Here is a 26820-nt window from a genome sequence, read left to right on the forward strand (position 1 = left end):
TTTGCCTTCCATAGTTTGCGCCAAAGTCGGCGAACTATGGGATTTATAGCCTAAAATCAGATTCGCTGGCCAGACCGGTGTGACGGCCGCTGCAGGAGGTGCCACGGCACCTCATCTAGGAAAAGTTGTTGGGCAAACGGCTCAGGAGGGCACTGCTCATGAAAGGCATTATCTTCACCGAGTTTCTGGAAATGCTGGACGAGAAGTTCGATCCGGAGCTCACCGAGCGGATTATCGAAAAGGCAAACCTGCCTTCCGGTGGCGCCTATACAACGACCGGAACTTACGATCATACGGAACTGGTTGCCCTGGTCGTAGAGCTCAGCAAGGAAACCGAGATCGGCATCACCGATCTGGTGCGCACCTACGGCTTCTACCTTTTCGGCCGTTTCGTACGCGGCTATCCCCGCTTCTTCTCAGGCATCAAAGACTCCTTCACCTTCATCGAGGGTGTCGAGGAAGTCGTGCATGCGGAGGTGCGCAAGCTCTACGCCGAGGCCAAGCCGCCGACGATATCCGCGTCGCGAAAAGGCGACAATCAGCTTGAGGTGATTTACGAGTCGGAACGCTGTCTGGGCGATGCGGCTCACGGCCTGATCCTCGGCTGTCTCGACTACTTCAAGGAAGAAGTCGAGGTCGAGCGCGAGAATGTCGACGACGATTCAGGCAAGAAGGTGCGGTTTCTCCTGACAAGGGCCGCTTAAAGCCATGGATGTGGAAGTTCTCAAGAAGCGGCTCGCCCGAGAGAAGATGGCTCGGCGGCAGGCTGAAAACCTGCTTGAATCGAAGAGTCGCGAACTCTTCCTTGCCAGTGAGCAGGCACAGAAATCGGCCCAACTGGTCAAAGCCCAGTCAAAGCAGCTTCAGGCGGTCTTGGACCATGCCATGACAGCGATCTTTCTTGTCGATGAAAACGAGAAGGTTGTGCGCGCAAACCGGCTGGCGGAACTGACCTTCGAGATGTCGAAGGAGGAGCTGTTGGATATGAGCTTCTTCGAGATCTTCGCTGACGAAGCGCGAGACAAAGCGCACGGTTTCGATGCCGTGGCTGAATTGGACCAGGAAGTCGATACTTCCAGCACCTCGATCGAATCAGTCGGCCGGCGAAAATGCGGCAGCACCTTCCCCATGGAACTCGCGATCACGCAGCTTGACCTGGACGACAAAAAGTTCACGGTCTGGATCTGCCGGGACATCTCCCATCGCAAGGAAGCAGAGAACGAGCGGGCCAAGCTGCAGCTTGAGCTCAGCCAGGCCCAGAAACTGGAATCCCTCGGCACCCTTGCGAGCGGCATTGCCCACGAGATCAATACGCCTGTTCAGTACGTCAGTGACAACGGCCACTTCCTGAAAGACGCCTTCACCGACCTGATAACTGTCCTGGATGCCCAAAAGGCCTTGCTGGAAGCCGCCGAGGCCGGTGGTGTCTTGGCGGAGCAGGTCGGCGCCGTAAAGAAGAGCGAAGAGGAAGCCGACATCTCTTTCCTGAGAGAAGAGGTTCCAGGCTCAATCGAGCAAACCCTGGATGGCGTCTCGCGGATCAGCAAGATCGTAACGGCGATCAAGGAATTCTCGCACCCGGGCGCCGCGGAAAAGTCGCTCATCGATATCAACAAGGCGATCGAGACGACGCTGACCGTCGCGCGTAACGAATGGAAATACATCGCCGAGGTCGAGACCGACTTCGACGAAAACCTTCCGCAGGTGCCCTGTCTGCCGGGTGAGTTCAATCAGGTTGTCCTGAACATGGTGATCAATGCCGCACATGCCATCGAGAGCGTGAAGAAAGACGATCTGGGCAAGATCACCATCAAGACCCTGACAGACGACGGCAAGGCGGAGATCCGCATCACCGATACCGGTTGCGGCATTTCCGAGGAGAACAAGAAACAGATTTTCGACCCCTTCTTCACCACCAAGGGGGTCGGCAAAGGCACAGGCCAGGGGCTTTCCATCGCCTATGCCAGTATCACCCAGAAACACGGCGGTACCATCGCGGTGGAATCGACCGTCGGCAGCGGCACCACCTTTATCATCCAACTTCCGCTCTCCGAGGCGGAGAGCATGAAGGAGGCGGTCTAGATGAAACCAGCCATCCTTTTCGTTGATGACGAAGCCAACATTCTGCAAGGACTGCGCCGCATGCTCCGTGGCATGCGCAGCGAATGGGATATGGACTTTGCCGAGGGCGGCGAGATCGCGCTCTCGAAACTGTCTGAAAAGACCTTCGATGTCGTCGTCACCGACATGAAAATGCCGGGAATGAATGGGGCCGAGCTCCTGGATCAGGTTTCGGCGCTCTATCCGCGGTCCATACGACTAATCCTCTCCGGCGAAGCCGATACCGAGGCGACCTTTCGCACCATCAAGACCAGTCACCAGTTCCTGCCGAAGCCATCCAACAGCGAGCGGCTGGCGGAGATCATCAAGGCAACCCTGCAGCGCCGCGACAGCCTTGGTAACGAGAAACTGCAGACGCTCGTTACCGCGGTGGGCTGCCTGCCTGTTTCGCAGGCCGCAGGCGAAGCGCTGAACGACCTGATCGAGCAGGAGTCCGCCTCTATCGACCAGGCGGCTGACATCTTCGCCCTCGACCCAGCGCTGACGGCCAAAGTGATACAGCTCGCAAATTCCGCCTACTTCGGCATCGGTGATCCCGTTGTCAGCCCCAAGGCAGCGGTCAACCTCCTTGGCTGGGATGTTCTAAGGGTTCTTCTTCTCAAGCACGCGCTTGGCACCGCCTATCCAGCCGGCGCCAACAAGGCGATCTATGAGAGCACCATGGCTCAGGCCCAGGATGTAAGCGAGCTCGCGGGCTGGATCGCCAGCCAGGAAGGGGCCGATCAGGCCGATGTCAACCGAGCCCAACTCACCGGGCTGCTCCAAGGACTCGGTCGTCTGGTGCTTTGTGCCGCGGGCGCGGAGGACTATGCGAAGGTCCCTGCCCTGGTAACTGCCGGCAAAACCATCGGCGAGGCGGAGTACGAGATTTTCGGTGAGTATCACTGGACGCTCGGTGCCTACCTGGCGCAGCTCTGGGCCCTGCCCCAGCCGGTGGTCGACGCCATCCGCTTTCTTCACCAACCCAGCGCCCTGGAAGAATCGGCACAAGGCTCGGTCGCGCTGCTGGCCGGCCACGCCGCCCTGGGCATAGCAACCGGCATGCGCAGCAGTGACCCAAAGGCCGTTGCGGCGTCCCTGATAGACCCGGATTTCCTGTCCAGTCAGAGCTGTGATTCGAAATTGGACAACTGGCTGGATGGCTGGGCAAACCGGGAAACTGCGGCATGACGGACAAGGTCCTCTTTGTCGACGACGATCCACAGATCCTCAGCGCCTTCAAGCGGGGCCTGCGCAAGCGTTTCGACCTGAAGACCGCCGAAGGCGGCGCTGCCGGGCTTGAAACTCTTAGTGAGGACGGCCCCTTCTCCGTCGTTGTCAGCGATCAGCAGATGCCGGAGATGGACGGGATCTCCTTTCTCCGCAAGGTGAAACAGAAGTCCCCACTGACGGTCCGCATGATGCTGACGGGCAATGCCGACCAGAAGACGGCTATGGACGCCGTCAACGAAGGGCACATCTTTCGCTTCCTGACCAAGCCCTGCGAACCCGACGAGCTTGCGACCGCCGTCGAGGCGGCCCAGCAACACTACCGTTTGGTGTCGGCCGAACGCGAACTGCTTGAGAAAACCCTGGCGGGCAGCGTCAAGGTTCTGGTCGACGTTCTCTCTCTGAACGATCCTGATTCGTTCAAGGAAACCGCGCGCTTGCGGCGCTGGGGCCTCAAGCTGGCCAAGGCCGTCGGGCTGGAGGGCACCTGGGCCTTGAACATGGCCACGATGCTGCACGGCATCGGCCGCATCACACTGCCTGCGGAAATCTCGCAGAAGCTGCGTGACGGCAGTGAACTGAGCAAAGTCGAAGCCGAGATGCTGGCGCAGACGCCCGAAACCGCCCGCGATCTGATCAAAAACATCCCGCGGCTGGAGGGCGTTGCCGAGGCGGTCTACTATCAGGCTGCCGGTTACGACGGCAGCGGCTTTCCCGGCAGCGGAAAGAAGGGCGATGCCCTTCCCATCGAAGCCCGCATCCTGCGTATCCTCATCGATCTGGCCAAGGCTTCTTCGCGCGACGAACCGGGACCGGAGATTTTCGATCGCCTGGCTAAGAATGGCGGGGCCTACGATCCCGAAATCCTGAAGGCTGCCAAAACCGTCCTGACCCCCAAGGCCGATGAAGCCGCAAAGACACGCCCCGAACCGGAGGTGCTGAAGCTACAGCTCCACCAAATCACAACCGACCACAAGCTGGTCGAAGATGTCGTCACTGAATCCGATGTTCTGGTTCTGGCCAGCGGTCACCGCATGTCACGCGCTATGATCCAAAAAATCCGGCAATATCATAAGCTTCGGCCAATCAAACAACCCCTCTCCGTCGTCGAAGTCATCGACGAGGAAGAGACAGAGAACGAAAAAGAAGCGCCCGCCGAATAGATTCTCTGCAAAGGCAGTTGTCGCCTCCGGCGCCCGGTGGCATGAACGATGGATCATGTTCAGGTCCCTGCGCCGAGTCGCCCAGTCTTCCCCTCCCCTTAGCCGGTTTTTCGGACTTTCTGCCCATAGCATTGCGATGGTATGCGGCAGAGCATGAGCGACCCCAAGAGCAAGATTCTGAAGGAAGTCTTCGGCTTCGACAGTTTTAGGCCGGGCCAGGCCGAAATCATGGACAGCCTGCTGGCCGGACGTTCGGCCCTGGCCGTCATGCCCACCGGCGCCGGCAAGTCGCTCTGCTTCCAGGTTCCGGCGCTGGTGCGCGGCGGCCTTACCATCGTGGTCTCCCCTTTGGTCGCGCTGATGCAGGACCAAGTCGCGGCCCTGCGGCTGGCAGGCGTCGCAGCGGAGACGATCAATTCGGCCCGCTCGCGCGACGACAACGTGGCTGCCTGGCGACGTGTCGCCGCCGGCGAAACCCGCCTGCTGTATCTCGCCCCCGAACGCCTGATGACAGAGCGCATGCTGGCGGCTCTCAGCCGTCTGGATGTCCGGCTGATTGCGGTGGATGAGGCGCACTGTATCTCGCAGTGGGGGCCCGCCTTCCGGCCGGAATATGAAGATCTGGCCCGCCTGCGGGAGATCTTTCCGGATGTCCCCATCGCGGCCCTGACCGCCACCGCCGACGGCAGCACCCGCAAAGACATCCTCGACAAGCTGTTCGGCGGGCGGGCGGAGGACTTCGTACTCGGCTTCGACCGGCCCAACCTGCAGCTCGGCGTCGAGGTGAAGCGAAGCTGGAAAAACCAATTGCTCAGCTTTCTGCAGCGCCACGAGGGTGCCAGCGGGATCGTCTATTGCCTGTCGCGCCGCAAGACCGAGGAAGCGGCCGCCTTCCTGGTGGAGAACGGAGTCACGGCCCTCGCCTATCACGCCGGCATGGACAAGCAGCTGCGCGATGCCAACCAGAACCGCTTTATGACCGATGACGGTATCGTCATGGTGGCGACCATCGCTTTCGGCATGGGCATCGACAAACCGGACGTGCGATTCGTCTTTCACTGCGACCTGCCCGCATCGGTCGAAGCCTATTATCAGGAGATCGGGCGTGCCGGGCGCGACGGTCTGCCGGCCGAAGTGCAGATGCTCTACGGCCTCGACGATATCCGCATGCGCCGCGTTTTCATCGAACAGGAGGAAAGCGGCGACGACCGCCGGCGCCGCGAACACCAGCGCCTCGACGCCCTGATCGGCTACTGCGAGTCGCCGAGCTGCCGGCGGCGCTTGCTGCTCGAATACTTCGGCGAAACCATGGAGGACTGCGGCAACTGCGACATCTGCCGCAACCCCGTCGAGCTCAGCGACGGCACCGCGGAGGGCCAGAAGATCCTGGCAGTCATCCACCAGACCGGCCAGCGCTTTGGCGTCGGCCACATCGTCGATATCCTGCGCGGCACCACCACCGAAAAAGTGACCAAGGCCGGGCACGACCGACTGCCGGGCTTCGGCGCTGGCGCCGAAGGCAAGAAGGAGGCCTGGCGTTCCTTCATCCGCCAGCTCGTCGCGGCAGGCTTTCTGCGTCTTGATATCGCAGGCTACGGCGGCCTGGGAATCACCGCGAAAGGCCAGGCCCTGCTGCGTGGTGAACAGCCATTCCATTACCGGCCCGACCGCATGCCGGCCCGTGCCGGCCGCAAAACCCGCAGCCGCGCCTTGCCTTCCGACACCGAGATGACGGCAGACCAGTCGGCGCTTCTCCACCGCCTGAAGGAATTGCGGTTGCGTCTCGCCAAGGAGCGCGGCGTGCCGGCCTATGTCATCTTCCCCGACCGGGCGCTGATCGACATGGCGCAGCGCCAGCCGCAGAGCCATGATGAGTTTGCGGCGGTCAACGGTGTCGGCGCCGCAAAGCTGCGCGACTTCGCCGACGTCTTCCTGGGCGAAATCGCCAATGCGGGTTAAGCGACCGAGCTCTCGGCTTCCGCGTCCAGACCACCGAGTTTCTCTATAAAGGCGGCGATCTCGTCCACGCCCTGGCCCGCTTTCACCTGGGCGAAAACGAAGGGGCGCTCGCCGCGCATCTTCTTTGCATCACGGTCCATCACCTCCAGACTGGCGCCGACCAGAGGCGCGAGATCGGTCTTGTTGATGACCAGCAGGTCGGAGCGGGTGATGCCGGGGCCGCCCTTGCGGGGGATCTTGTCGCCGGCCGAGACGTCGATGACGTAGATCGTGATGTCCGCCAGCTCCGGACTGAAGGTTGCGGCCAGGTTATCGCCGCCGGATTCGATCAGCACCAGATCGAGAGCCGGAAAACGCTGACGCATGTCGGCTACGGCAGCCAGGTTGATCGAGGCATCTTCGCGGATCGCCGTGTGAGGACAGCCGCCTGTCTCCACCCCCATGATCCGTTCCGGCGGCAGCGCACCGGAGCGCGTGAGGAACTCCGCGTCTTCGCGCGTGTAGATGTCGTTGGTGATAGCGGCGACATCATAGCGCGGCGCCAAGGTCTTGCAGAGCGCATCCATCAGCGCCGTCTTGCCGGAGCCGACGGGCCCGCCGATGCCGACCCTCAGGGGGCCTGTCGAAGAAGCGGTCATGATCTGAACAACCTCGTGTATTGGGTTTCGTGTTTCATGGCAGCGAAATCGGCCAGTACAGCCGAGCCACCGAGATCTTCCAGGGAGGCCTCCAGCGCGGCCTCGACCGTTTGGGCGATCGCCGGCTCCAGCGCCGCGGTGACGCGTTGTCCGTCGCTCTGTCCCAGGGGGATGAGCCGCACGCCGGCGGAGACCAGGTTGGCAGCAAAGCCGTGGAGGTAGGCATGTAGAGCGGCCCTCAGAGGCAGCCCATGACCAGCAGCGGCGACACCGACAACGACCGGGTAGGCTATGGGTCCCGCCCAGGCCGAGGCGAGGTCATCCAACGCCTGACAAGGCCAGGCGTCCGCCGTCGCCATCGCAAAGGCCCGGCCTTGCGCCGTCGTTTCAAGCTGCCGCTCGGCGGTCGCAACAAAAGCCGCGGCCAGTTCGGCGATTGCCGCCAGCGCCGCTGTGTCATCGGTCGCCTCAAAGGCATGACGGAAGAGGATGGCGTCATTGCGCCCGGAGCCGAGAGTCAGCAGGTCGGTCAGCCAAAGCTCCAGCCCCGCGGCATCGGTAACCCCGCCCTGCTCCACCACCTGCTCCAAACCATGGGAATAGCTGAAAGCGCCCACGGGATAGGACGGCGAGAGCCAGGTTATCAAGCGGTAAAGCCCGGCCTCGTTCAGGTTTTCAGTCATGGTGTTCATGCCCCTGAACACGGCCGTGACCGTAAGCGCCGCCTTCCGGATCAAAAGGCGCCTCAATCAACTCCGTTCGGGCGCCCAGCTTCGTCAGCATCTCAAGGATGACATGATCCTCTCGAATTCTGAGGCAGTCGCCCAGCAACTGGGTCGGCAGATGACGGTTGCCGAGATGCCAGGCAATGCGGACCAGATCGACATCGGCGCCGGCCCGCACTTCAATGAGGCGTTCGGGCGCCGCCACCACCGCGACGATACCGCCCTCCTCCAAAACCAGGCCGTCGCCATGGGACAACGGTACGGTCTTCGGCAGATCGAGCAGGAACTCCACACCGGTCTCACCGCGCATCGCGATACGCCGCCGGTGCCGGGCATCAAAGTCCAGCACCACGGAATCGCAGGCCTCAGCCAGAGGCCAGCTTCCCGACGATTTGACAGAAGTCGCCCGCAACATCGCCGCAGACTAAAACAGGAAGTAGCGCTGCGCCATGGGCAGCTCTGCCGCCGGCTCGCAGGTCAGAAGCGCGCCGTCGGCGCGCACCTCATAGGTCTCCGGATCGACAGCGACCTCAGGCGTGTAGTCGTTCAGCACCATCTGCTTCTTGGTGACTTTGCGGATCCCTGAAACCGGGAGCACGCTGCGGTCGAGACCGAGCCGCCCGCCGACATCGGCCGCCGCCGCTGCCTGGGAAACGAACGTCACGGCACTGGCAGTCATGGCCTTGCCGAAGCCACCGAACATCGGGCGATAGTGGACCGGCTGGGGTGTCGGGATCGAGGCATTGGGATCGCCCATGGCCGCGGCGGCGATGGTGCCGCACTTCAGAACCAGGTCGGGCTTCACGCCGAAGAACATCGGCTTCCAGAGCACCAGATCCGCCAGCTTGCCGACTTCGACGGAGCCGACTGACTCGGCGATACCATGGGTCAGGGCGGGATTGATGGTGTACTTGGCGATATAGCGTTTGACCCGGAAGTTGTCGTTGTCGTTCTTTTCTTCCGGCAGGGCGCCGCGCTGCTTCTTCATCTTGTCGGCAGTTTGCCAGGTGCGGATGATCACCTCCCCGACCCGGCCCATGGCCTGGCTGTCGGAGGCGATCATCGAAAACGCGCCGAGGTCGTGGAGAATGTCTTCCGCCGCAATCGTCTCCCGCCGGATGCGGCTTTCCGCAAAGGCGAGATCCTCGGGGATCTTCGGGTCCAGGTGATGACAGACCATCAGCATGTCGAGGTGCTCATCCACCGTATTCACCGTGAAGGGCCGCGTCGGGTTGGTCGACGACGGCAGCACGTTCAGCTCACCGCAGACCTTGATGATATCGGGCGCATGGCCGCCCCCCGCCCCCTCGGTATGAAAGGCGTGGATCGTGCGCCCCTTGAACGCGGCAATGGTGTTCTCGACAAAGCCGGACTCGTTCAGGGTATCGGTATGGATCGCGACACCGATATCCATTTCATCGGCGACGGAAAGACAGGTATCGATGGCCGAGGGCGTGGTGCCCCAATCCTCGTGCAGCTTAAGCGCACAGGCGCCGGCCTCTATCTGTTCGATCAAGGCATCGGGCTTGGAGGCATTGCCCTTGCCGAAGAAGCCGAGATTCATCGGAAAACCCTCAGCCGCCTGCAACATGCGCTCCATATGCCAGGGGCCGGGTGTCGCTGTGGTGGCATTGGTGCCCTCCGCCGGGCCGGTGCCGCCGCCCATCATGGTGGTAACACCGGAATAGAGGGCGTCTTCCATCTGCTGCGGGCAGATCCAGTGGATGTGCGCGTCGATACCCCCGGCGGTGAGGATGCGGCCCTCGCCGGCGATGGCCTCCGTCCCCGGCCCGATGACGATATCGACACCCGGCTGGACGTCGGGATTGCCGGCCTTGCCGATGGCCGCGATGCGCCCGTCTTTCAAACCCACATCGGCCTTGATGATGCCCCAATGATCAACGATCAGGGCATTGGTGATGACCGTATCGACCGCCCCCTGGGCGCGGCTCGCCTGGGCTTGGCCCATACCGTCGCGAATCACCTTTCCACCGCCGAACTTTACTTCTTCCCCGTAGGTTGTCCGATCTTCTTCAACTTGAATGACAAGTTCGGTATCGGCCAGCCGGACACGATCCCCCGTTGTCGGGCCAAACATGGCCGCATAGGCCGCGCGGTCGATCTTCTGCGGCATGGCTCTAGCCCTCCAGGTCGTCTGTGAGAGGGCCGTTGATCCGGGCGTTGAAGCCGTGGATCTCCCGGGCACCGGCATAGGGGATCAGCATCACCTCGCGGCTTTGGCCGGGCTCGAAGCGCACCGCCGTGCCGGCGGCAATGTCGAGCCTGTAGCCCAGCGCTTTGTCACGGTCGAAGATCAAAGCCGTGTTGGTTTCATAGAAATGATAGTGGGAGCCGACCTGCACCGGGCGGTCGCCGCTGTTGGCAACCAGAAGGGTGATCGTCTCACGGCCCTCGTTCAGCAGGATGTCGCCGTCGGCGACCATGATTTCTCCGGGGATCATCGTTGCGGCTCTCCCTAGCGGATCGGCTGATGGACGGTGACCAGCTTGGTCCCGTCTGGAAAGGTCGCTTCGACCTGGATCTCGTGGATCATCTCGGCGATGCCGTCCATGACCTGATCGCGGGAGATCACGGTCCCACCGTCGCGCATCAGCTCGGCGACCGTACGGCCGTCGCGCGCGCCCTCCACCACATAATCGGAAATCAGGGCGATGGCTTCCGGGTAGTTCAGCTTGCAGCCGCGCCCCAGCCGGTTGCGCGCCACCATGGCAGCGACGGAGACAAGCAGCTTGTCTTTTTCCCGTGGTGTCAGGTTCACCCTCTCCTCCTTCTTGCTTTGCTTCTTACTTGTCTAGAGATGCCAAAGACGGGGCAGTGCTGGCGGCAAACCGGCCAAATGAGCACGTGCCGCCGCCCAGAAGGCGCCATAGGCCTGACGGACCGCCCTTGCCTCTCCCAGAAAACGCCCAGCGATCACGCCGTTGACGGCAGTCAGCGCCTGTTGAGACCCAGGAGAGTCTTCGGGCAGCAGAGCACGCAAAGGCTCCAGCTGCGCCGTAGCATTCTCGGCATGGAAAATCGCGCTGGCGAAGGCCGTCATACCGCCGAGGCAGGCAACAGAGGCCAGCGGCCGTCGAAAGTCGCCCTCCATATGCAGGGCATCGGCCCAGATGAGCCGTTCTCCGGCGCGCAGCTGCCATGCATCACGGATCAAGCCTTGGCTGAGCGTTTCGCCGGAGGCACTGCGGCCAAAGACCAGAAACTCGCCGGCCAGCACCCGGCTGCCGGGTTCGACCGTCAGCGTGGTTTCGCGCCGCAGGCGGGCACCGTCGAAAAGGATCGTTTCCTGGGGCAGCCATTCCAGCCAAGCCCCTGCCGCCGCGCTCAGGCTTACGTTGATAGAGCTGTCGGCGCCGGTCGAGCGATAGACCTTCTCCGCCGCCTGTGGATAGACACGCAGTTGGGCATCAGCACCCGCCGTAACAGCGATCTCTAAACTATCACCGCCAACGATTCCGCCGGAGGTCGTGATGAGGCTGGCTTCGAAAATGTCGCCGCGCGCCGGCTGCGGCAGGCGCAGCGAGAGCGGATCGCGCTGATGCAGATCGACCAGCCGCGTCACACCCGCTTCGGCCCGCACCGACAGTGCGGCTTCTCCGCGTACGGCGGCACGACGCAGCGGAACAACCGCTGCGGAAGCCTGATTTGCCGGTATAACCTCAGACGGCGATGTAGCGACGGACATCGGCCTCGACCATTTCATCTCCCCGACCGGATAAAACGATCTCGCCCCGGTCCAAGACAGCATAGCTGTCCGCCAGGTCTCTGGCGAAGTCGAAATACTGCTCGACCAGAACGATGGCCATATCACCCCTGGCGGCCAGCAGGCGGATGACCCGCTCGATATCCTTGATGATGGAGGGCTGGATGCCCTCTGTCGGCTCGTCCAGCACCAAAAGCCGGGGCCGCAGCACCAAGGCACGGGCGATGGCAAGCTGCTGCTGCTGGCCGCCGGAGAGGTCGCCGCCGCGCCGCCGCAACATGTCTTTCAGCACCGGGAACAGCTCGAAAATTTCCGCTTCAATCCGCCGGGCGGCACGAGGCAAAGCCGCAAAGCCGCTGCGCAGGTTTTCCTCCACCGACAAGAGGGGAAAAATCTCCCGCCCCTGGGGCACGAAAGCGATGCCACGCCGTGCCCGCTGATGCGGTGCCAGCCCCTCCAGCAGCTGGTCTTCCCAGCGGATCGAGCCGGCTTTCACAGCCTGCTGTCCGGCGATGGCCCGCAGCAGCGAGGTTTTGCCAACCCCGTTACGGCCAAGGACACAGGTCACTTGCCCCTTCTCCGCGCTGAGACTGACTTTCTTGAGCGCCTGGCTGGCGCCGTAGAAGAGATCGATGTCCTGAACCTGAAGCATCTTTTCCTCAGCGCCCAAGATAGACTTCGATAACGTCACGGTTGCTCTGCAAGCTGTCGAGCGAGCCTTCGGCCAAAACCGAGCCCTCGTGCAATACCGTGACATGACAATCCAGCGCGCGGATGAACTCCATGTCATGCTCGACCACGACAACGGAGTGCGACTGTGCGATCTCCTGCAGCATGACCGCCGTCTTTTCCGTTTCGGCATCGGTCATCCCCGCCGCAGGCTCGTCCACGAGCAACAGCTCGGGGTCCTGCATCAGCAACATGCCGATCTCCAGCCACTGCTTTTGTCCGTGCGAAAGGTTGCCGGCCAAGGCGTCGCGGAAGTCCTTCAGGACGATGCGTTCCAGCACCGCATCGATCCGCTCAAGCTGCGCCTTGCTCGGACGGGCGAAGAGACCGGTGAAAACGCCACGGTCGCCCTTTAGAGCGAGTTCAAGGTTGTCAAAGACACTCTGGCTTTCGAAGACCGTCGGTTTCTGGAATTTTCGGCCAATCCCCAGGTTTGCGATGGCAGCTTCGTCCAACCTGGTGAGATCGATGGAACCATTGAAAAAGACCTCCCCGCTGTCGGGCCGGGTCTTGCCGGTAATCACGTCCATCATGGTCGTCTTGCCGGCGCCGTTTGGGCCGATGATCGCGCGCAGTTCGCCGGAGACCACATAGAGGCTGAGATTGTTCAGCGCCTTGAAGCCGTCGAAGCTGACCGACACGCCGTCGACATAGAGGATGGTATCGGCAGCGGCATGGACCGGCCTTGATGGGGTCTGGTGGACAGGTTCTGCGGCCTCTGTCGTTGTGATTTGTGAGAGAGCTTCGCTCATCCCGCCGTTTTCCCCGGTAGAACTTCGCGCAGGAAAGCGGCCCGCAGGCGGTCTTGCAGGCCCGGCAGAGAGCCGATGATGCCCCTTGGCAGAAAGACCGTGACGGCGACAAAAAGGCCGCCGAGGAAAAACAGCCAGATCTCCGGCGCCGCCCCGGTCAGATAGGTCTTGGCGTAGTTCACCAGAAGCGCGCCCAGGATCGCGCCGTGCAGATAGCCGCGTCCGCCGACCGCCACCCAGATCACGATCTCGATGGAATTGGCGGGCGAGAACTCGCTTGGATTGATGATGCCGACCTGAGGCACGTAGAGGGCCCCGGCGAGCCCCGCCAGCATGGCCGAAAGGACGAAAACGAAGAGCTTGTAGAATTCCACCCGGTAGCCGAGGAAGCGCACCCGGCTCTCGGCATCACGGATCGCCACCAGCACCCGCCCCACCTTCGAGCAGACAATCCATCGGCAAAGCAGGTAAGCCAGGGCCAGCATGACGGCGGAAGCCGCAAAGAGCCCGGCACGAGTACCGTCGGCCTGCAAGTTGAAGCCCAGCAGTTCCTTAAAGTCGGTCAGACCGTTATTGCCGCCGAAGCCCATGTCGTTGCGGAAGAAGGCCAGCAACAGGGCGAAGGTCATGGCCTGGGTGATGATGGAGAGATAGACCCCGGTGACGCGCGAGCGGAAAGCCAGCCAGCCGAAGACGAGGGCCAACAGGCCCGGCACCAGGATCACCATCAGCAAGGCAAAGGGAAAGGACTCGAAGCCGTACCAGTACCAGGGTAACTCCTTCCAGTTCAGGAAGACCATGAAGTCCGGCAAATCGGGATTCCCATAGACCCCGCGGTCACCGATCTGGCGCATCAGATGCATGCCCATGGCATAGCCGCCGAGTGCAAAGAAAGCACCGTGACCCAGGCTCAGGATCCCGCAGTAGCCCCAGATAAGATCGACGGAAAGCGCCAGCAGAGCAAAACAGAGATACTTGCCCAGGAGGCTCACGAGATAGGTCGGCACATGAAAAACCGAGTCCGACGGCACCGCCAGATTCAGCAGCGGCACCAGAACGGCGACACAGAGCAGCAGTCCCAGGGTGATCTTGCTGCCCAGTGGCGACAACAGACGGCCGTGGTCGTTCGACAGCAGCACGGGCTAGTTCTCCACCGCGCGTCCGCGCAGCGCGAAGAGGCCGCGCGGGCGCTTTTGGATGAAGAGAATGATCACCACGAGCACCAGGATCTTACCCAGCACCGCGCCGGCATAGGGCTCCAGGAACTTGTTCACCAACCCGAGCGAGAAGGCTCCTACGAGGGTGCCCCAGAGATTGCCCACGCCCCCGAAGACGACAACCATGAAGCTGTCGATGATGTAGCCCTGACCCAGGTTGGGGCTGACGTTGTCGATCTGGCTGAGGGCGACGCCGGCCATGCCCGCGATGCCGGAGCCCAAACCGAAGGTCATGGCATCAACCCAACCGGTGCGGATACCCATGGAAGAGGCCATGGGGCGGTTCTGGGTCACCGCGCGCATTTGCAGGCCGTAGCCGCTGAAGCGGATCAGCGCCATGAGCAGCGCGAAGACAAGCAAGGCAAAAAGAATGATCCAAAGCCGGTTGTAGGTCAGGGTGAGGCCGCCCGCCACCTCCCAGGCGCCGCTCATCCAGGCGGGATTGCCGACCTCGCGGTTGGTGGGGCCGAAGATACTGCGCACCACCTGCTGAAGAATGAGGCTGAGGCCCCAGGTGGCCAGCAAGGTCTCCAGGGGCCGGCCATAGAGAAAGCGGATGACGCCGCGCTCGATCCCGATACCCACCAGGCCGGTCACCAGAAAGGCTGCGGGTATGGCAACCAACAGCGAGTAGTCGAAGGCGCCGGGAAAGGAAGCGCGAAACACCTCCTGCACCACAAAGGTGGTATAGGCGCCGATCATCACCATTTCACCGTGGGCCATGTTGATGACCCCCATCACCCCGAAGGTGATGGCCAGGCCAATGGCGGCCAGCAGCAGGACCGAACCCAGGCTGATGCCCTGAAAGATGTTCTCGATGAAGCCGTTGAAGGCGAGTTTTGATTCGATGGTTTTCAAGGTCTCGGCGGCGGCGGCGCGGAGATCGCTGTCGGGCTCTGCCGGCCGCCCTTCCCCGTCGATGATCAGCAGCCCCGATACGATGGCCCGCACCTCCTGATCAACGAAAGCCGCCAGTGCCTCAATGGCGGCAAGTCGCGTCGCCTTGTCGTCGGACGTTGCCAACTCTGTCGCCGCCAAGGCGCGTGCCAGGCGGCTGGCCACCTTGGGATCGCTCTCGCGCGCCAAGGCAGCCTGCAATGGCCCAAGCATGTCCGACTGTGCCGATCTGAATACCGCATCGGCTGCCTGGATCCGCGCCACCGGGTCAGGGCTGCCCAGCGTCAGGGCGCCGAGCGCCGCTTTGACCGCCTGCCGCAGCCGGTTGTTGATTCTCACCTTGCGCAGCTTGCGTTTGCCGACTTCGCCCAGCGCCTCGCCGGTCATCGCATCGAAAATGCGGTAACCGCCCGCACTATCCTCGGCGACGACCATTCGGTCGTCTTCCTTCACCTGAAAGAGGCGGCCGGCCAAAAAGGCCTGGAGGATCGGCACCGCCCGTTCATGCCCGCCGGCAGCCAGGCTTTCCACCGCCGCGGCCTTGGTGGCGTTCGACTTCTCTGTCAGCGCCTGGAGGTCCTGCGCAAGCTCGGCTGACGCAGCCGAGGGAATCAGCAAGACGATCAGTACTGCGAAAGCCCTTAGCCTGAACAGCTTGGACAAGGCCGGCATCAATCGGAGTTCCCCAAGAAAGAAGATGAGCGGCGGGTCCCGCGAAAGGACCCGCCGCCGTGCCGAAGTAAGGCTAGTTCGTCACGTACTTCGGTGCTTCGCAGTTGCCGCAGACCCAGGGATAGGTCCAGTCGGCAGTCAGCTTGGCGCTTTCCGGGATGAAGTCGCTCCAGGCGTCGCCGACCACTTCCTTCTCGGTCGACCAGACGGTCTCGATCATGCCGTCGTCCTGGATTTCACCGATCAGCACAGGCTTGGAGAGGTGATGGTTCGCGTTCATCACCGCCGTGCCGCCGGTCAGGTTCGGTACCGTCTGGCCGTACATGGCCTGACGCACGGCATCCACGTCGGTGCTGCCCGCCTGCTTCACCGCCTGGGCCCACATCTTAAAGCCGATGTAGGTGGCTTCCATCGGGTCGTTGGTGACACGATCCTCATTGCCGATGAAGGCATGCCACTGCTCGATGAAACTGTCGTTCACGTCCGACTCGACGCTCATGAAGTAATTCCAGGCGGCGAGATGGCCGACCAGCGGCTCGGTATCCAGGCCCGCCAATTCTTCTTCACCGACGGAAAAAGCAACCACAGGAATCTCCTCGGCATTGATGCCCTGATTCCCCAACTCTTTGTAAAACGGCACGTTAGCGTCGCCGTTGATGGTGGAGACCACCGCCGTCTTCTTGCCCTGAGAGGCGAACTCCTTCACCTCCGACACGATGGTCTGCCAGTCGGAATGGCCGAAGGGCGTGTAGTTCTCCATGATGTCGGCATCCGTAATGCCCTTGTCGTTCAGGAAAGCCCGAAGGATCTTGTTGGTCGTGCGCGGGTAGACATAATCAGTACCCAGCAAGACGAAGCGCTCGGCCCCGCCGCCGTCTTCACTCATCAGGTATTCGACCGCCGGGATCGCCTGCTGATTCGGCGCCGCGCCGGTGTAGAAGACGTTGCGGGAGCTTTCCTCGCCCTCGTACTGCACGGGATAGAACAGCAGGCCGTTCAGTTCCTCGAAAACCGGCAGCACCGACTTGCGGGATACCGAGGTCCAGCAGCCGAAGACCGCCGCCACCTGCTCGCCCTCAAGCAGCTCCCGCGCCTTCTCGGCGAAAAGCGGCCAGTCGGAAGCTGGATCGACCACCACTGCCTCGACCTGTTTGCCGAGCAGGCCGCCGTTCTTGTTCAGATCGTCAACCATCATCAGGACCGTATCCTTCAGCGTGGTTTCAGAGATCGCCATGGTGCCCGAGAGCGAATGGAGCACGCCGATCTTGATGACATCGTCGGCCGCCTGGGCCGCCCCGGCGGCGAGCGCGCCGGCCATGGCCAAGGCGCTTGCTGCCCCCCTGATTACGGATTTCATTGTTCTGACTCCGCTGGAAGTTGATGTTGCACCGCAAAATATTGCTGAATTGAGACAATTAGTGTCAATACAAAATCATCTTGTTTATTTGCCATCTAATGTATTTATTTTCCATTACAAAATATTACAAAGAAAAATTATTCACAGAGACGATGTATTTCCCTGCGTTTATTGAATTCTGGTTTTATAGGCGACGCTGTCAGTGGGCGCGCCGGTCAATCCCCACCCTGCTCCCTTTCATTCAGCAGCTTGATCATCTCCGAGAGATCCACGTCACGCCGTTCCCGCAGCGAGACATAGACGAAAACCATGGTCGCTCTTTCGCGGATCATGTTTGCCGGGAACGGCAGGTAGACCAGCTCCTCGGCGCTGAAGGCCGGGGACGCCGTCGCGACCTGATAGGCGTAGCGCAGTTCCACATCGACCAGCCGCAGTGCCGATCCGTCCGCGGCATGCAGGTGCTGCGGAATACGCGCCATGCGCAGGAAGCTCGCCTTGTCTTCTGCCCCGTCGAAGCCGTCCATCAGCGCATCGGCGAGCAGCGCATTGTCATCACGTTGCGCACCCGGCTGCCCTGCCTTCTGCCCGTCGTGCAGATGGGAATGCAGGTGCTCGTGATCCGGTGGATGATTGTGGCCCGTTGCGGGTTCCGCCTGCGCCGCCCTAGCCATCATGCCGCCTCCCCGGAAAAGTCCACCGGCTTATCGATGATGCCGCGATGCGCGCCCATCTTGCCGTGTGACACCAGCGTGCCGAGCACGTCGACCATCACCCGCGTGGCGAAGAGCGAGGTGATGTCCGAGGTGTCGTAAGGGGGTGAAACCTCGACCACCTCCATCCCGCAGATCCCTTCTGCGGCCACCTTGCTCACCAGGCTGAGGGCTTCGCGCGGCAGAAAGCCGCCCGGCTCCGGCCAGCCGGTTCCGGGCACGAAGCCGCAGTCGACGGAGTCGATGTCGAAACTCAGATAGACCGCATCGGCATCTTTCCAGGCCGTCTCCAAGGCAATCTCGGCCACTTTGTCGAGACCCAGTTCCTCCACATCCGACATGGTGATGATGGTGGTGTCGCGCTTTCGCGCCTCGACAACCGCCTCGCGCGGCACCTGCCAGCCGCCGATGCCGATCTGCACCAGGTTGGTCGCGGGCACGTTCTCCAGGTTGGTCGCATGGAACCAGGGCGTCGTATGCATCCGTTCATCCAGGTCTTTTTCCTGGATGTCGGCATGGCGGTCGAAGTGAATGATGCCAATCCGCTTGGAGGTGCACTGGGCGATCCCGCGCACCGTGGCAAAGCCGATGGAGTGGTCGCCCCCCATGATGATCGGCAGCGCACCGGAGGAGAACACATGGCCGACGGCGCGGGAGATCTGATCGAAGGTCTTTTCGATGTTGGCGGGAATGGTGAACACGTCACCGACATCGCAGAGTGTCATCTGCTCGCGCAGATCGACACCCATTTCGTAATTGTAAGGCGTATAGAGGGCCGAAATCCGCCGGATACCCTGCGGCCCAAAACGGGTGCCAGGGCGATAGGTCGTACCGCCGTCGAAGGGAACGCCCAGGGCGGCGGCATCGTAGGCGCCGACCTTGGCGACATCCTCGATATAGGGTGCTTTCAGGAAGGTATTGATCCCCGCGTAGTGCGGCAGTTCCCCGCGCGCGAAGGTGGAGATACCCCGGTCATCGATGCTGTCGGCAGCGGCCAGGCCCACTTTGACCGCCCACTGCCGTTCCTTCTGCCAGCCGTCCTCCGGCAGTTCGGCCTCCTTCTGTGCTGCGCGCCAGCCCTGGAGCTGCATCTTGTCGAAGTCGGGGTGGTGGTGTCGGCGGCCCTCCGCCTTGGACGTCATGGTTCCCGCTACGGCGGTGGTCCGCCGGCTGGGATCAGTGCAGAACATCTTTTGGTCCTTCGCTCCCGAAGTCAGGTTTTTGGAATGGTTGATCGTCCGAAGCCGCCTCGACCAACTCGGGCGGCAACCCGTGGCTGTCTTCGAGCGGCAGGTCGTAGGTGATGGTCGCCCCATAGGCTTCCGGCGCATGGGGGTCCCAACGCAGCTTGTCGAAGACCAGGAGGCGCGTACCCAGCTTGAAGCCTTCCTTCAAATCGTGGGTCACCATGAAGATGGTCATCTTTTCCGCCTGCCAGAGCGACAGGATGATTTCGTGCATACGCGCGCGGGTGCCCGGATCCAGGGCGCCGAAAGGCTCATCGAGCAAGAGGACCTTCGGCCGCGGCATCAGAGCCTGGGCGATGGCCAGGCGCTGCTGCATGCCGCCGGAAAGCGTCTTGGGATAGGCGTCGCGGGCATGGGAAAGGCCCACCCGTTCCAGCAAGTCTTCAGCCTGCGCCACGGCGGCGCGCCGCCGTGCACCGAAAAGCCGCCCACAGAACTTCGAGGCGCGCAGCTCCAAAGGCAGGATGAGGTTCTCCATCACCGTCAGATGAGGAAAGACGGAGTAGCGCTGAAAGACCACGCCGCGGTCGGCATCCGGTTCGCTGCCGAGAGGGGCGCCATCCAGCTCGATCACACCGCGGGTCGGTCTTTCCTCGCTCAAGAGCAATCGCAGGAAAGTGGACTTACCGCAGCCGCTGGCCCCGACAATGGTGCAGAACGCCTGCGCCTCGATCTCCAGGTTGATGCGTTCCAACACTGTTTGGCGCCCATAGACCTGGCTCAAGCCCCTGACCGAGATCAGGCTCATGGTTCCTGCCCCTCCGGGGACCAAGCGAAAGCGCGCTGCGCCATACGCTGCAAGAGGTAGTCGAGTAGGAAAGCCAGCAGCGTGATCCAAAGGACGTAGGGAAGGATGACATCCATGGCGAGGTAGCGCCGCACCAGGAAGATCCGGTAGCCAAGCCCCTCCGTCGCGGCAATGGCCTCGCTGGAGATCAGGAAAAGCCAGGCCGGCCCCAGGGAAAGGCGCAGGGCGCTGACCAATCGCGGCAGGGTTTGAGGCAAGACGACGCGGGTGACGATCTGCCAGGTCGTCGCCCCGAGGGTCTGGGCCTTGATGAGTTGCTCGCGCGGCAATCCTGTAACCGCCATGGCCATACAGCGCACCATAAACGGCGCGATACCGACAACGATCAGCGTGACCTTGGCGACCTCGCCAAGACCGAAGACGATGAAGAGAACGGGAAGAACAGCCAGCGGCGGCACCATGGAAAGCGCCGCGACCAGAGGCGCGAAGGCGGCGCGTACCATCGGCAAAAGACCGATGGCGATCCCCGCCAGCAGGCCGGTCGCCGTCGCGATCGCCAGTGCAATACCCAGGCGCAGCAGGCTGGCGGCGGTGTCCGCCCATAGGAGATAGGTCCCTCTGCGTGGATCCGGCTGAAAGGCGAGACGATCGATGGCGGCACCGAAACTCTCGAGCGAGGGCAGCAGCTTGTCCGCCGGGTTCGCCGTCAGGCGCGCATCGGAGGCCATGAGGTAAACCGCAATCAGCAGCAGGAACGGCAAGGCCCCAAGCAGGACTTTCCCTGCCGCCCCCGGATGCTGGTTGATCGCCCTCCCCATCGCGGGCCGCCCGATCTTGCTTCGGCCGGCCTAAAGCGCGCCCTCCGCCGCCAGGCTCATAAAGCTGTCATCGAAGCGGAATTTGACGTTGGCCTGATCGCCCAGGGTCGTGCCTGAGGGGAAGGTCATCCCGACGTAGTCCGGGCTCGGGGCCCCTTCGCCCAGGATGCCGTGCTTGAAGAGGAAATTGCGAACCACATCCATGGTCTTCACGAGGTCCTCGCTCTTGGCGAAGGCGATGGCTTCCGCCGGCTCGTAGAACATCTTGGTGGTCGCCAACTGCGCTTCGTAACCGGCCAAGTCGGTGCCGGACTTCTCACCCATGAAGGTCCGCGCCGCTTTACCGGCCTCGTCATCGGCGGACATGATCGCCATGGTCTCGTACCAGGCGCCGACCAGAGCCTTGCCGAAGTCGGGGTTGTCGTTCAGCACCTCTGTGTTCACCACCATCAGATCGATGATCTCGCCTGGGATATCGGCGGAGGTGTAGAGCACCTTTGCGCCAGGTTCCGCAGCGATCTCACTCAACAACGGGTTCCAGGTGACGACGGCCTCCACATCGGCCGTCTTGAAGGCCGCAACCATGTCGGCGTCGGAGGTGTTGACGACGGTCAACTCACGTTCCGCCATCTTTACGCTGTCCAGCGCCCGGGCCAGCAGATAGTGCGAAACCGAAAGCTCCACCAGATTGACGTTCTTGTCCTTCAGCGCGGCAATGTCCCCGCCACCTTTGACCACCAGGCCATCATTACCGTTGGAAAAGTCACCGATGATCAGGGCCGTGGAATCGAGTCCGCCGCCGGCCGGGATGCTGAGCGCATCCATGTTGGTCATCACGGTGCCGTCGAAGGCACCGGTGGTGAACTGGTTGATCGACTCGATGTAGTCGTTGATCTGGACCACCTCGATCTCGATACCGTACTTGTCGGCCCACTTGTTCACGATGCCCATCTCGTCGGCGTAGGCCCAGGGCATCCAGCCGACATAGATAGACCAGGCGATACGGAAACTCTCCTTCTTCTCCGCCTGCGCCGTCTGCGGCGTCACCACAGTCGCCAAGGCGGCAAACAGCAGCCCCACCATCGTTGCTCTGGAAATAAGTCGCGGCATCCCAAGCCTCCTGTCCGATCTCGTTTCACCGTTCCGAGGTCGACAGCAGAGAACACTGGAGACTGCTGAAGACGGCCTCAGACCTCTTGCAGTGATCTCCCGGGATTTTGGCCCGCCGTGGCTCCGGCTGATGTTCCGGAGTGCATCTCTCGGACCAGTCACCGTCACATCCGCGACAGCCGGAACCCTAGACGCCCTGCACAGCCGATATCAGCAAGGCCTGTGCCAACTGTGCATTTGGGCGTTCAAACAAGCAGAGCCGCAGAATTACGCGGAAGCCCTGTCTGCTGTACACAAACATTTGTAATATAACGACTATTCAATTCTGCTTAGGAAGCAGGCAAAGGCGGTCTCACGCCTAATAATCGGGCAGAAGTGACTCGCCCCTTTTTCAGGGCTGTTGCCGTTCGGCGTTAAATGCTACGGCGAAGTCTGGCTTCTCACACATTCTCTCTGCGAAAGGACCCGGTAAGCGATGTCAGCCTGGATCAAGATGCTCTCGGACGAAGAGGCCGATAAAGACCTGCGAGAGGTTCTGGCTTTGGCGCGGACGCCGCACGGCACCGTCGACAACGTGATGCGGGTTCATTCCCTGCGCCCGGCCAGCATGCGCGGCCATGTGGTGCTCTATCGCGCAGCCCTGCACGACGATACGAACACGCTGCCGATGTGGTTCCAGGAAACCATCGCCAGCTATGTCTCGATGCTGAACGACTGCCCCTATTCCCTGGCCAACCACTGGGCCAACGCCCGGCACCTCATCGGCGACGAAGCGCGCGCCGACGCCATCGAGGCAGCCCTGAAAGCCGATACGCCGGAGAGAAGCTTTGACGGCGGCGAGTTGTCCGCCCTCCGCTATGCAAGAAAACTGACCCTGACGCCCGGCGCGATGAGAGAGTCCGATGTCTCGGCCATGCGCGAAGCTGGCCTGGATGACGGCCAGATCCTGGAGGTCAATCAGATCGTCGGCTACTTCAACTACGCCAACCGGCTGCTCAATGGGTTGGGCGTAACCACCGAAGGTGACGTTGTGGGCTACTACGCGAAAGACGGCGATGCCTGACAGCCGCCAAAACGACACAGCCCAAAGCGCCTCGGCAGGGCCGCTGCGGCTGCTCAACGATTGCCTGAAGGTCGAAACGGGACAGAGCCTTCTGGTCGTCGGTGAATCGGCGCTGGCCGGTTACTACGACGAAGGGGCTGCGGAGCGTGTGGCTGCAGAGGCAAGCGGTCTTGGCCTTGATGTCACACGCCTGACAGTCGCCCCGGGTCTGAACACGAAGAAAGACCAGGAGGCGTTACTTGCCGCGATCAAGGGCTATGACCATGTCGTCTTCTTCGCGCGGGCCGGGGATCAGATCCGTTTCAGCAGCGACCTGGCCGGGCAGTCCATTGCCATGAGCTATGCCCTGGACCTGGGAATGCTGGAATCGGACTTCGCGGCCGCTAGCTATAACGGCCTTTGCCGTCTGCGCGATACGATCGACGCTTTCATCGCCGAGGCGTCCGAGATCAGGGTCACCTGCCCGCGCGGCAGCGACTATGCCGGCGCTCCGGTCAAGCAGACCGATCGTGCGGCCGGGCCTGCCGAAGTGACGGTCCGGCGGTTCCCGATGCTGATCGTCAAGCCCGTAACGGCGGCAGGCTTTCGCGGCCGGGTCGCGCTGAGCCGCTTCCTGGCCGGCACCGGATCGCGGTTCTATCAGCCTTACGCACTGCCCCTCGAAGCTGATGTCTTCGCCCTGGTCGAGGACAACCGCGTCGTGGAGTTTGAAGGGCCAAAGAACGTGGTGTCGCAGATCAGGGCGCATTACCGCGACATTGCCGAACGTTATGATCTCGACCCCTGGTTCCTGCACTCCTGGCACGCCGGCATCCACCCGGCCAGCGACTACACCCAAGCTGCGGCAGCCCACTATGAAAGATGGTCCGGCGGCGCCTTCGGCAATCCGCGCATTCTTCATTTTCATACCTGCGGTGACTATGCACCGGGAGAGATTTCCTGGACTCTGGTCGATGCGACGGTCTCGGTCGACGGCATCGCCGTCTGGCAGGCCGGGCGGCTCCATCCAGAGCGCGTGCCGGGAGCGCCCGAGATTCTCGCCGATGAACCGGCCCTGGCGGCGCTCTATGCACAACCGTGCCGTGGGATCGGCATCACAGATTGACCGGATCGCACCTGTGACCGTTCACCCCGCCGCCTTGCGGTGGGCGAAGGCCTTGGCGAAACGCCAGGTCAGGTAGTCACCGCAGGTCGTCGCTTCGTAGTCTGTCTCGACATCCGCACCGAAGACCTGGCGGGGGTCGATCACGGTCTGCGGTTCCGGGTCGTAGGCCAGCACCAGAGACAGGCGTTCCCGTCCTGAGGTATTGACCACACGGTGGGGCGTCGAACGGTAGGCGTCATTGGTCCAGCGGGCGAGGAGATCGCCAACATTGACGATCAGGCTGCCCGGGATCGGCGGCGCGGCGACCCAGCGGCCCCGGACGTCCTGCACCTCCAATCCGCCGACATCGTCCTGCGCCAAGACGGTCAATACGCCGAAGTCCGTGTGGGGCGCCACCCCGAAACGATCGCCGTCGGCCGGCTGGGGTGGATAATAAACGAAGGAGGCGCGGCTCATGGGTTGGGCCGTTGTCTTCAGAAAAAAGTCGGCCGGTTTGCCGAGCCCCAAGGCGAAGCCCTGCATCAGGGTGTGGGCAACGGCGTGTGCGGCCTCGAAGTAGGCCATGGCTTTCGGCCGCAGAGCGGGCTGGAAGTCCGGCCAGAGGTTGGCGCCCCGCAGCGAATGATCGTCCGGCACCGCCCCGTCCGCTGCTTCATAGCCCCAGAGGAAGCTCTCCTTCAGGTCCGGTTTGGCGTCATCCTGCATCTTGGCACCGCCCTGCCCCAGCCAGCCCCGATGGCTGGCGCTGATGCGCAGTTGCCCTTTCTGTTCCTCCGGAGCACGAAAGAAAGCCAAGGCTTCGCTTCGGGCTTCGGCCAGGACCGCCTCGGGGATCCCGTGATTGCTGATGTAGATGAAACCGACCTCGCGGCTGGCGCGATGCAGGGCATCGGCCACGGTCTGCGCCCCATCGCCCGCCCGCAAAGGGGCGATATCGACCACGGGAATGGCCGCCCGATCAAGCGCCTGTCCGGCCTCAAGGGTCATTTGAGCCTCGGTTTCTCAGAGTTGGGACACCTCTTGTCTTTAGCATCAGCGGCTTCTTCGTTCAAATTGGCCGCACCACGCCCTTCCCTTGGGCGCGGTATCGGTCTAATCCTGTGGGATGAGCGAACTTGAGAACTCACCGGCATTTTTGACCACCAAAGAGGTGGCGGCGCTGCTGCGCGTCAAGGAACGCAAGGTTTATGACATGGCTGCAGAGGGGGAAATCCCCTGCCGCCGCCTGACCGGCAAGCTGCTGTTCCCCCGGCAGGAGCTGGAATCCTGGCTTTCCGGTGCCCCAGCGCCCGCCACCACTGCAGCCGCCACTGGCGACGGCCCCACAAGCGGCACCTGGTCCGTTGCCCGCGCCGACATCATTGCCGGCAGCCACGACCCGCTGCTCGACTGGGCGATCCGTGAATCGGGGTCGGGCCTCGCCAGCTTCTTCGACGGCTCTCTCGACGGCCTGACACGTGTTGCAGCCGGCAAGGCCGCTGCCGCCGGCGTCCATATCTTCGAAACCGGGCACGATGGCTGGAACCGCGATCATGTCGCAGCCGAGCTTGCCGAGCGCCCCGTCGTCCTGGTCGAGTGGGCGAAGCGCCAGCGCGGCCTCATCGTCGCAGCAGGATCGGAGCGGGAGATCACGGAAATCGGGGACCTGCGCGGGCGCCGTCTGGTTCAACGCCAGCCCACGGCCGGAACCGCCGTGCTGCTGCAACACCTCCTGGAAACCGCCGGGGTCGAGCGTGGCGCAGTCACCCTGCTGCCGGAACTGGCGCGCACGGAACCCGATGCCGCTGCGGCGGTCGCGGCCGGGCAAGCCGACGCCGCGCTCGGACTGCAATCGATGGCCCGGCAATTCGGCCTGCCCTTTGTCGCGACCATCGAGGAGCGCTTTGATCTGATTATTGACCGGCGCAGTTGGTTTGAGCCGCCTTTGCAGAAGCTTTTTGCCTTCAGCCGCACCGCGGCCTTTGCCGAAAAAGCCGAAGCACTGGGCGGCTACGACATTGCCGGGCTCGGCGAGGTGCACTGGAATGGGCCCTGAAGCCTCGTCGACAGCTCTAGTCGGCTGACGGCAGCGCGCCGCTTTCGAACCCATAATCCGCCAGGATCTTCTGACCCTCGGGCGATAGAATGTGCAGAGCAAGGCGCCAAGCGGACTCCGGCGCTCCCTCCAGCACTACAAGGCCATAGTCTGCGCCGACGGAAAGAGCCGCCGGCGGCGCCACGATCTGCAGCCCCGGCACCTCGCGCTGCGCCAAAACGGCATTGGTGCAATAGGTCAGAAACAGATCGGCCTGTCCCGACTCCATGACCCAGGCATAGGCGTTGCGACCTTCCGGCGGCTTGGCGCTGTCCGCACCGCCGGTTAGTTGACGGGCTTTGCCTTCAAGCCTCACCCGGGCGCCGGCGCGCAACCCCTCTGCCTTGGCGAAAAGCGCCCAGGCATAGTCGCCGGAGGGATCTGCTTTGGGCGTGGAGGTGCCGAGACGCAGTTGGGGATCGAGCATCACATCGAGCAGGGTGGCTGACGTGACGGAGACTTCTGGCTGCGCCAGCGCACAGAGCCGATTGCGGGCAAAGAGCGCCACCGGGCCACCGCGCCCGGCCTGTTCCAGGGTTCTGGGGTGTTTCATGTTGGCAGAGGCAAAAACGTGCGCCGCCTCGCCCTTTTCAATGCGTTGTCGCAGTAGACCGGAAGGCGCAAAGGTCGCCGCCACAGTCTCTCCATACTCTGCCCTGTAGTTCTCAACAACATCGCCCAAAGCGGCCTTGAGGCTGCCGGCCGCGTGGAGCCTCAATGTCTGCTGCGTCTCGGCCAATGCTGGCATGCTAAAGGATAACAGCGCCGTCACGGCGCCAACG

The 26820-nt window shown here is 62.4% G+C and carries 27 protein-coding genes and 1 riboswitch; of the genes, 8 read left to right on the forward strand and 19 right to left on the reverse strand.

The window, feature by feature from the left end:
* The first annotated feature begins 158 nt into the window (after positions 1 to 158).
* From ACP146_RS13230 to recQ, 5 genes are all read left to right on the forward strand, one after another.
* Entirely contained in the window at positions 159 to 704 is a 546-nt protein-coding gene (locus ACP146_RS13230) for a heme NO-binding domain-containing protein (protein WP_422367230.1), read from the forward strand.
* A gap of 46 nt (positions 705 to 750) precedes the next feature.
* On the forward strand, positions 751 to 2082 hold the full coding sequence (locus tag ACP146_RS13235; RefSeq protein ID WP_422367231.1) for a sensor histidine kinase: 1332 nt from the start codon (positions 751 to 753) through the stop codon (positions 2080 to 2082).
* Positions 2083 to 3291: an HDOD domain-containing protein gene (locus ACP146_RS13240; protein ID WP_422367232.1), complete on the forward strand. Its 1209-nt coding sequence runs from the start codon at positions 2083 to 2085 to the stop codon at positions 3289 to 3291. It begins immediately after the preceding gene.
* Positions 3288 to 4493 carry an HD domain-containing phosphohydrolase gene (locus tag ACP146_RS13245; protein WP_422367233.1) on the forward strand — a complete coding sequence of 402 codons (1206 nt, stop codon included), beginning with the start codon at positions 3288 to 3290 and terminating at the stop codon, positions 4491 to 4493. Before ACP146_RS13240 ends, ACP146_RS13245 begins: the two co-directional genes overlap by 4 nt.
* A 153-nt stretch (positions 4494 to 4646) precedes the next feature.
* Positions 4647 to 6452, forward strand: a complete 1806-nt coding sequence (gene recQ, locus ACP146_RS13250) for a DNA helicase RecQ (RefSeq protein ID WP_422367234.1) — start codon at positions 4647 to 4649, stop codon at positions 6450 to 6452.
* On the opposite strand, the gene ureG is transcribed toward recQ, so the two are convergent.
* The 17 genes from ureG to ACP146_RS13335 form a co-directional block, all read right to left on the reverse strand.
* Positions 6449 to 7090: an urease accessory protein UreG gene (gene ureG, locus ACP146_RS13255; RefSeq protein WP_422367235.1), complete on the reverse strand. Its 642-nt coding sequence runs from the start codon at positions 7088 to 7090 to the stop codon at positions 6449 to 6451. The two genes, recQ and ureG, sit on opposite strands and share 4 nt — an antisense overlap.
* Positions 7087 to 7773, reverse strand: a complete 687-nt coding sequence (locus tag ACP146_RS13260; RefSeq protein WP_422367236.1) for an urease accessory protein UreF — start codon at positions 7771 to 7773, stop codon at positions 7087 to 7089. Before ACP146_RS13260 ends, ureG begins: the two co-directional genes overlap by 4 nt.
* Positions 7766 to 8230, reverse strand: a complete 465-nt coding sequence (locus tag ACP146_RS13265; RefSeq protein ID WP_422367237.1) for an urease accessory protein UreE — start codon at positions 8228 to 8230, stop codon at positions 7766 to 7768. Before ACP146_RS13265 ends, ACP146_RS13260 begins: the two co-directional genes overlap by 8 nt.
* 9 nt (positions 8231 to 8239) lie before the next feature.
* Positions 8240 to 9949, reverse strand: a complete 1710-nt coding sequence (gene ureC / locus ACP146_RS13270) for an urease subunit alpha (RefSeq protein ID WP_422367238.1) — start codon at positions 9947 to 9949, stop codon at positions 8240 to 8242.
* Between the two features lie 4 nt (positions 9950 to 9953).
* Positions 9954 to 10277, reverse strand: coding sequence for an urease subunit beta (locus ACP146_RS13275; protein ID WP_422367239.1), 324 nt, complete (start codon positions 10275 to 10277; stop codon positions 9954 to 9956).
* Positions 10278 to 10291: 14 nt separating this feature from the next.
* Positions 10292 to 10594 carry an urease subunit gamma gene (locus tag ACP146_RS13280; RefSeq protein ID WP_422367240.1) on the reverse strand — a complete coding sequence of 101 codons (303 nt, stop codon included), beginning with the start codon at positions 10592 to 10594 and terminating at the stop codon, positions 10292 to 10294.
* A gap of 33 nt (positions 10595 to 10627) precedes the next feature.
* Positions 10628 to 11521, reverse strand: coding sequence for an urease accessory protein UreD (locus ACP146_RS13285; RefSeq protein WP_422367241.1), 894 nt, complete (start codon positions 11519 to 11521; stop codon positions 10628 to 10630).
* The gene (urtE, locus tag ACP146_RS13290; RefSeq protein ID WP_422367242.1) at positions 11496 to 12191 is read right to left on the reverse strand and encodes an urea ABC transporter ATP-binding subunit UrtE; all 696 of its coding nucleotides are present in this window, start codon (positions 12189 to 12191) and stop codon (positions 11496 to 11498) included. Before urtE ends, ACP146_RS13285 begins: the two co-directional genes overlap by 26 nt.
* Before the next feature lie 7 nt (positions 12192 to 12198).
* Entirely contained in the window at positions 12199 to 13020 is an 822-nt protein-coding gene (gene urtD / locus ACP146_RS13295; RefSeq protein WP_422367243.1) for an urea ABC transporter ATP-binding protein UrtD, read from the reverse strand.
* Positions 13017 to 14153, reverse strand: coding sequence for an urea ABC transporter permease subunit UrtC (gene urtC, locus ACP146_RS13300; protein ID WP_422369650.1), 1137 nt, complete (start codon positions 14151 to 14153; stop codon positions 13017 to 13019). The genes urtD and urtC overlap by 4 nt, the downstream gene beginning before the upstream one ends.
* A 9-nt stretch (positions 14154 to 14162) precedes the next feature.
* Positions 14163 to 15806, reverse strand: coding sequence for an urea ABC transporter permease subunit UrtB (gene urtB / locus ACP146_RS13305; RefSeq protein WP_422367244.1), 1644 nt, complete (start codon positions 15804 to 15806; stop codon positions 14163 to 14165).
* A gap of 73 nt (positions 15807 to 15879) precedes the next feature.
* Positions 15880 to 17163: an urea ABC transporter substrate-binding protein gene (gene urtA / locus ACP146_RS13310; RefSeq protein WP_422367245.1), complete on the reverse strand. Its 1284-nt coding sequence runs from the start codon at positions 17161 to 17163 to the stop codon at positions 15880 to 15882.
* A gap of 215 nt (positions 17164 to 17378) precedes the next feature.
* On the reverse strand, positions 17379 to 17837 hold the full coding sequence (locus ACP146_RS13315; protein WP_425032707.1) for a hypothetical protein: 459 nt from the start codon (positions 17835 to 17837) through the stop codon (positions 17379 to 17381).
* Positions 17834 to 19063 (reverse strand): agmatinase family protein, encoded by a 1230-nt coding sequence (locus ACP146_RS13320; protein WP_422367247.1) that lies wholly within the window; start codon positions 19061 to 19063, stop codon positions 17834 to 17836. The genes ACP146_RS13315 and ACP146_RS13320 overlap by 4 nt, the downstream gene beginning before the upstream one ends.
* Positions 19050 to 19868, reverse strand: a complete 819-nt coding sequence (locus ACP146_RS13325) for an ATP-binding cassette domain-containing protein (protein WP_422367248.1) — start codon at positions 19866 to 19868, stop codon at positions 19050 to 19052. The genes ACP146_RS13320 and ACP146_RS13325 overlap by 14 nt, the downstream gene beginning before the upstream one ends.
* The gene (locus ACP146_RS13330; protein WP_422367249.1) at positions 19865 to 20686 is read right to left on the reverse strand and encodes an ABC transporter permease; all 822 of its coding nucleotides are present in this window, start codon (positions 20684 to 20686) and stop codon (positions 19865 to 19867) included. The genes ACP146_RS13325 and ACP146_RS13330 overlap by 4 nt, the downstream gene beginning before the upstream one ends.
* Positions 20687 to 20716: 30 nt before the next feature.
* A complete protein-coding gene (locus ACP146_RS13335; protein ID WP_422367250.1) occupies positions 20717 to 21796 on the reverse strand; it encodes a putative urea ABC transporter substrate-binding protein in 1080 nt (359 codons plus the stop codon).
* A 94-nt stretch (positions 21797 to 21890) separates the two neighbouring features.
* A riboswitch (guanidine-I (ykkC/yxkD leader) is annotated at positions 21891 to 21998 on the reverse strand.
* A gap of 273 nt (positions 21999 to 22271) precedes the next feature.
* On the opposite strand from ACP146_RS13335, the gene ACP146_RS13340 reads away from it, so the two are divergent.
* Positions 22272 to 22859 carry a peroxidase-related enzyme gene (locus tag ACP146_RS13340; protein ID WP_422367251.1) on the forward strand — a complete coding sequence of 196 codons (588 nt, stop codon included), beginning with the start codon at positions 22272 to 22274 and terminating at the stop codon, positions 22857 to 22859.
* Positions 22852 to 23964: a hypothetical protein gene (locus tag ACP146_RS13345; protein WP_422367252.1), complete on the forward strand. Its 1113-nt coding sequence runs from the start codon at positions 22852 to 22854 to the stop codon at positions 23962 to 23964. The genes ACP146_RS13340 and ACP146_RS13345 overlap by 8 nt, the downstream gene beginning before the upstream one ends.
* A gap of 21 nt (positions 23965 to 23985) precedes the next feature.
* Here the strand turns inward: ACP146_RS13345 and ACP146_RS13350 are convergent, their stop codons facing one another.
* Positions 23986 to 24951, reverse strand: a complete 966-nt coding sequence (locus tag ACP146_RS13350) for an isopenicillin N synthase family dioxygenase (protein ID WP_422367253.1) — start codon at positions 24949 to 24951, stop codon at positions 23986 to 23988.
* A gap of 118 nt (positions 24952 to 25069) precedes the next feature.
* On the opposite strand from ACP146_RS13350, the gene ACP146_RS13355 reads away from it, so the two are divergent.
* Complete coding sequence (locus ACP146_RS13355) at positions 25070 to 25999, forward strand: substrate-binding domain-containing protein (RefSeq protein ID WP_422367254.1); 930 nt, start codon at positions 25070 to 25072, stop codon at positions 25997 to 25999.
* A gap of 16 nt (positions 26000 to 26015) precedes the next feature.
* Here the strand turns inward: ACP146_RS13355 and ACP146_RS13360 are convergent, their stop codons facing one another.
* Positions 26016 to 26786 carry a molybdate ABC transporter substrate-binding protein gene (locus tag ACP146_RS13360; RefSeq protein WP_422367255.1) on the reverse strand — a complete coding sequence of 257 codons (771 nt, stop codon included), beginning with the start codon at positions 26784 to 26786 and terminating at the stop codon, positions 26016 to 26018.
* Positions 26787 to 26820: the final 34 nt, after the last annotated feature.

Origin of the sequence: Pelagibius sp., from assembly GCF_965249265.1 — a bacterium.
Taxonomy (GTDB): Bacteria; Pseudomonadota; Alphaproteobacteria; order Kiloniellales; family Kiloniellaceae; genus Pelagibius.

Excerpts from the sequence above, each read along its gene's own strand:
- ACP146_RS13230 (WP_422367230.1), top strand. The coding sequence starts at position 159 with ATGAAAGGCATTATCTTCACCGAGTTTCTGGAAATGCTGGACGAGAAG.
- ACP146_RS13235 (WP_422367231.1), top strand. The coding sequence starts at position 751 with ATGGCTCGGCGGCAGGCTGAAAACCTGCTTGAATCGAAGAGTCGCGAA.
- ACP146_RS13240 (WP_422367232.1), top strand. The coding sequence starts at position 2,083 with ATGAAACCAGCCATCCTTTTCGTTGATGACGAAGCCAACATTCTGCAA.
- ACP146_RS13245 (WP_422367233.1), top strand. The coding sequence starts at position 3,288 with ATGACGGACAAGGTCCTCTTTGTCGACGACGATCCACAGATCCTCAGC.
- recQ (WP_422367234.1), top strand. The coding sequence starts at position 4,647 with ATGAGCGACCCCAAGAGCAAGATTCTGAAGGAAGTCTTCGGCTTCGAC.
- ureG (WP_422367235.1), bottom strand. The coding sequence starts at position 7,090 with ATGACCGCTTCTTCGACAGGCCCCCTGAGGGTCGGCATCGGCGGGCCC.
- ACP146_RS13260 (WP_422367236.1), bottom strand. The coding sequence starts at position 7,773 with ATGACTGAAAACCTGAACGAGGCCGGGCTTTACCGCTTGATAACCTGG.
- ACP146_RS13265 (WP_422367237.1), bottom strand. The coding sequence starts at position 8,230 with ATGTTGCGGGCGACTTCTGTCAAATCGTCGGGAAGCTGGCCTCTGGCT.
- ureC (WP_422367238.1), bottom strand. The coding sequence starts at position 9,949 with ATGCCGCAGAAGATCGACCGCGCGGCCTATGCGGCCATGTTTGGCCCG.
- ACP146_RS13275 (WP_422367239.1), bottom strand. The coding sequence starts at position 10,277 with ATGATCCCCGGAGAAATCATGGTCGCCGACGGCGACATCCTGCTGAAC.
- ACP146_RS13285 (WP_422367241.1), bottom strand. The coding sequence starts at position 11,521 with ATGTCCGTCGCTACATCGCCGTCTGAGGTTATACCGGCAAATCAGGCT.
- urtE (WP_422367242.1), bottom strand. The coding sequence starts at position 12,191 with ATGCTTCAGGTTCAGGACATCGATCTCTTCTACGGCGCCAGCCAGGCG.
- urtD (WP_422367243.1), bottom strand. The coding sequence starts at position 13,020 with ATGAGCGAAGCTCTCTCACAAATCACAACGACAGAGGCCGCAGAACCT.
- urtB (WP_422367244.1), bottom strand. The coding sequence starts at position 15,806 with ATGCCGGCCTTGTCCAAGCTGTTCAGGCTAAGGGCTTTCGCAGTACTG.
- urtA (WP_422367245.1), bottom strand. The coding sequence starts at position 17,163 with ATGAAATCCGTAATCAGGGGGGCAGCAAGCGCCTTGGCCATGGCCGGC.
- ACP146_RS13315 (WP_425032707.1), bottom strand. The coding sequence starts at position 17,837 with ATGATGGCTAGGGCGGCGCAGGCGGAACCCGCAACGGGCCACAATCAT.
- ACP146_RS13320 (WP_422367247.1), bottom strand. The coding sequence starts at position 19,063 with ATGTTCTGCACTGATCCCAGCCGGCGGACCACCGCCGTAGCGGGAACC.
- ACP146_RS13325 (WP_422367248.1), bottom strand. The coding sequence starts at position 19,868 with ATGAGCCTGATCTCGGTCAGGGGCTTGAGCCAGGTCTATGGGCGCCAA.
- ACP146_RS13330 (WP_422367249.1), bottom strand. The coding sequence starts at position 20,686 with ATGGGGAGGGCGATCAACCAGCATCCGGGGGCGGCAGGGAAAGTCCTG.
- ACP146_RS13335 (WP_422367250.1), bottom strand. The coding sequence starts at position 21,796 with ATGCCGCGACTTATTTCCAGAGCAACGATGGTGGGGCTGCTGTTTGCC.
- ACP146_RS13340 (WP_422367251.1), top strand. The coding sequence starts at position 22,272 with ATGTCAGCCTGGATCAAGATGCTCTCGGACGAAGAGGCCGATAAAGAC.
- ACP146_RS13345 (WP_422367252.1), top strand. The coding sequence starts at position 22,852 with ATGCCTGACAGCCGCCAAAACGACACAGCCCAAAGCGCCTCGGCAGGG.
- ACP146_RS13350 (WP_422367253.1), bottom strand. The coding sequence starts at position 24,951 with ATGACCCTTGAGGCCGGACAGGCGCTTGATCGGGCGGCCATTCCCGTG.
- ACP146_RS13355 (WP_422367254.1), top strand. The coding sequence starts at position 25,070 with ATGAGCGAACTTGAGAACTCACCGGCATTTTTGACCACCAAAGAGGTG.
- ACP146_RS13360 (WP_422367255.1), bottom strand. The coding sequence starts at position 26,786 with ATGCCAGCATTGGCCGAGACGCAGCAGACATTGAGGCTCCACGCGGCC.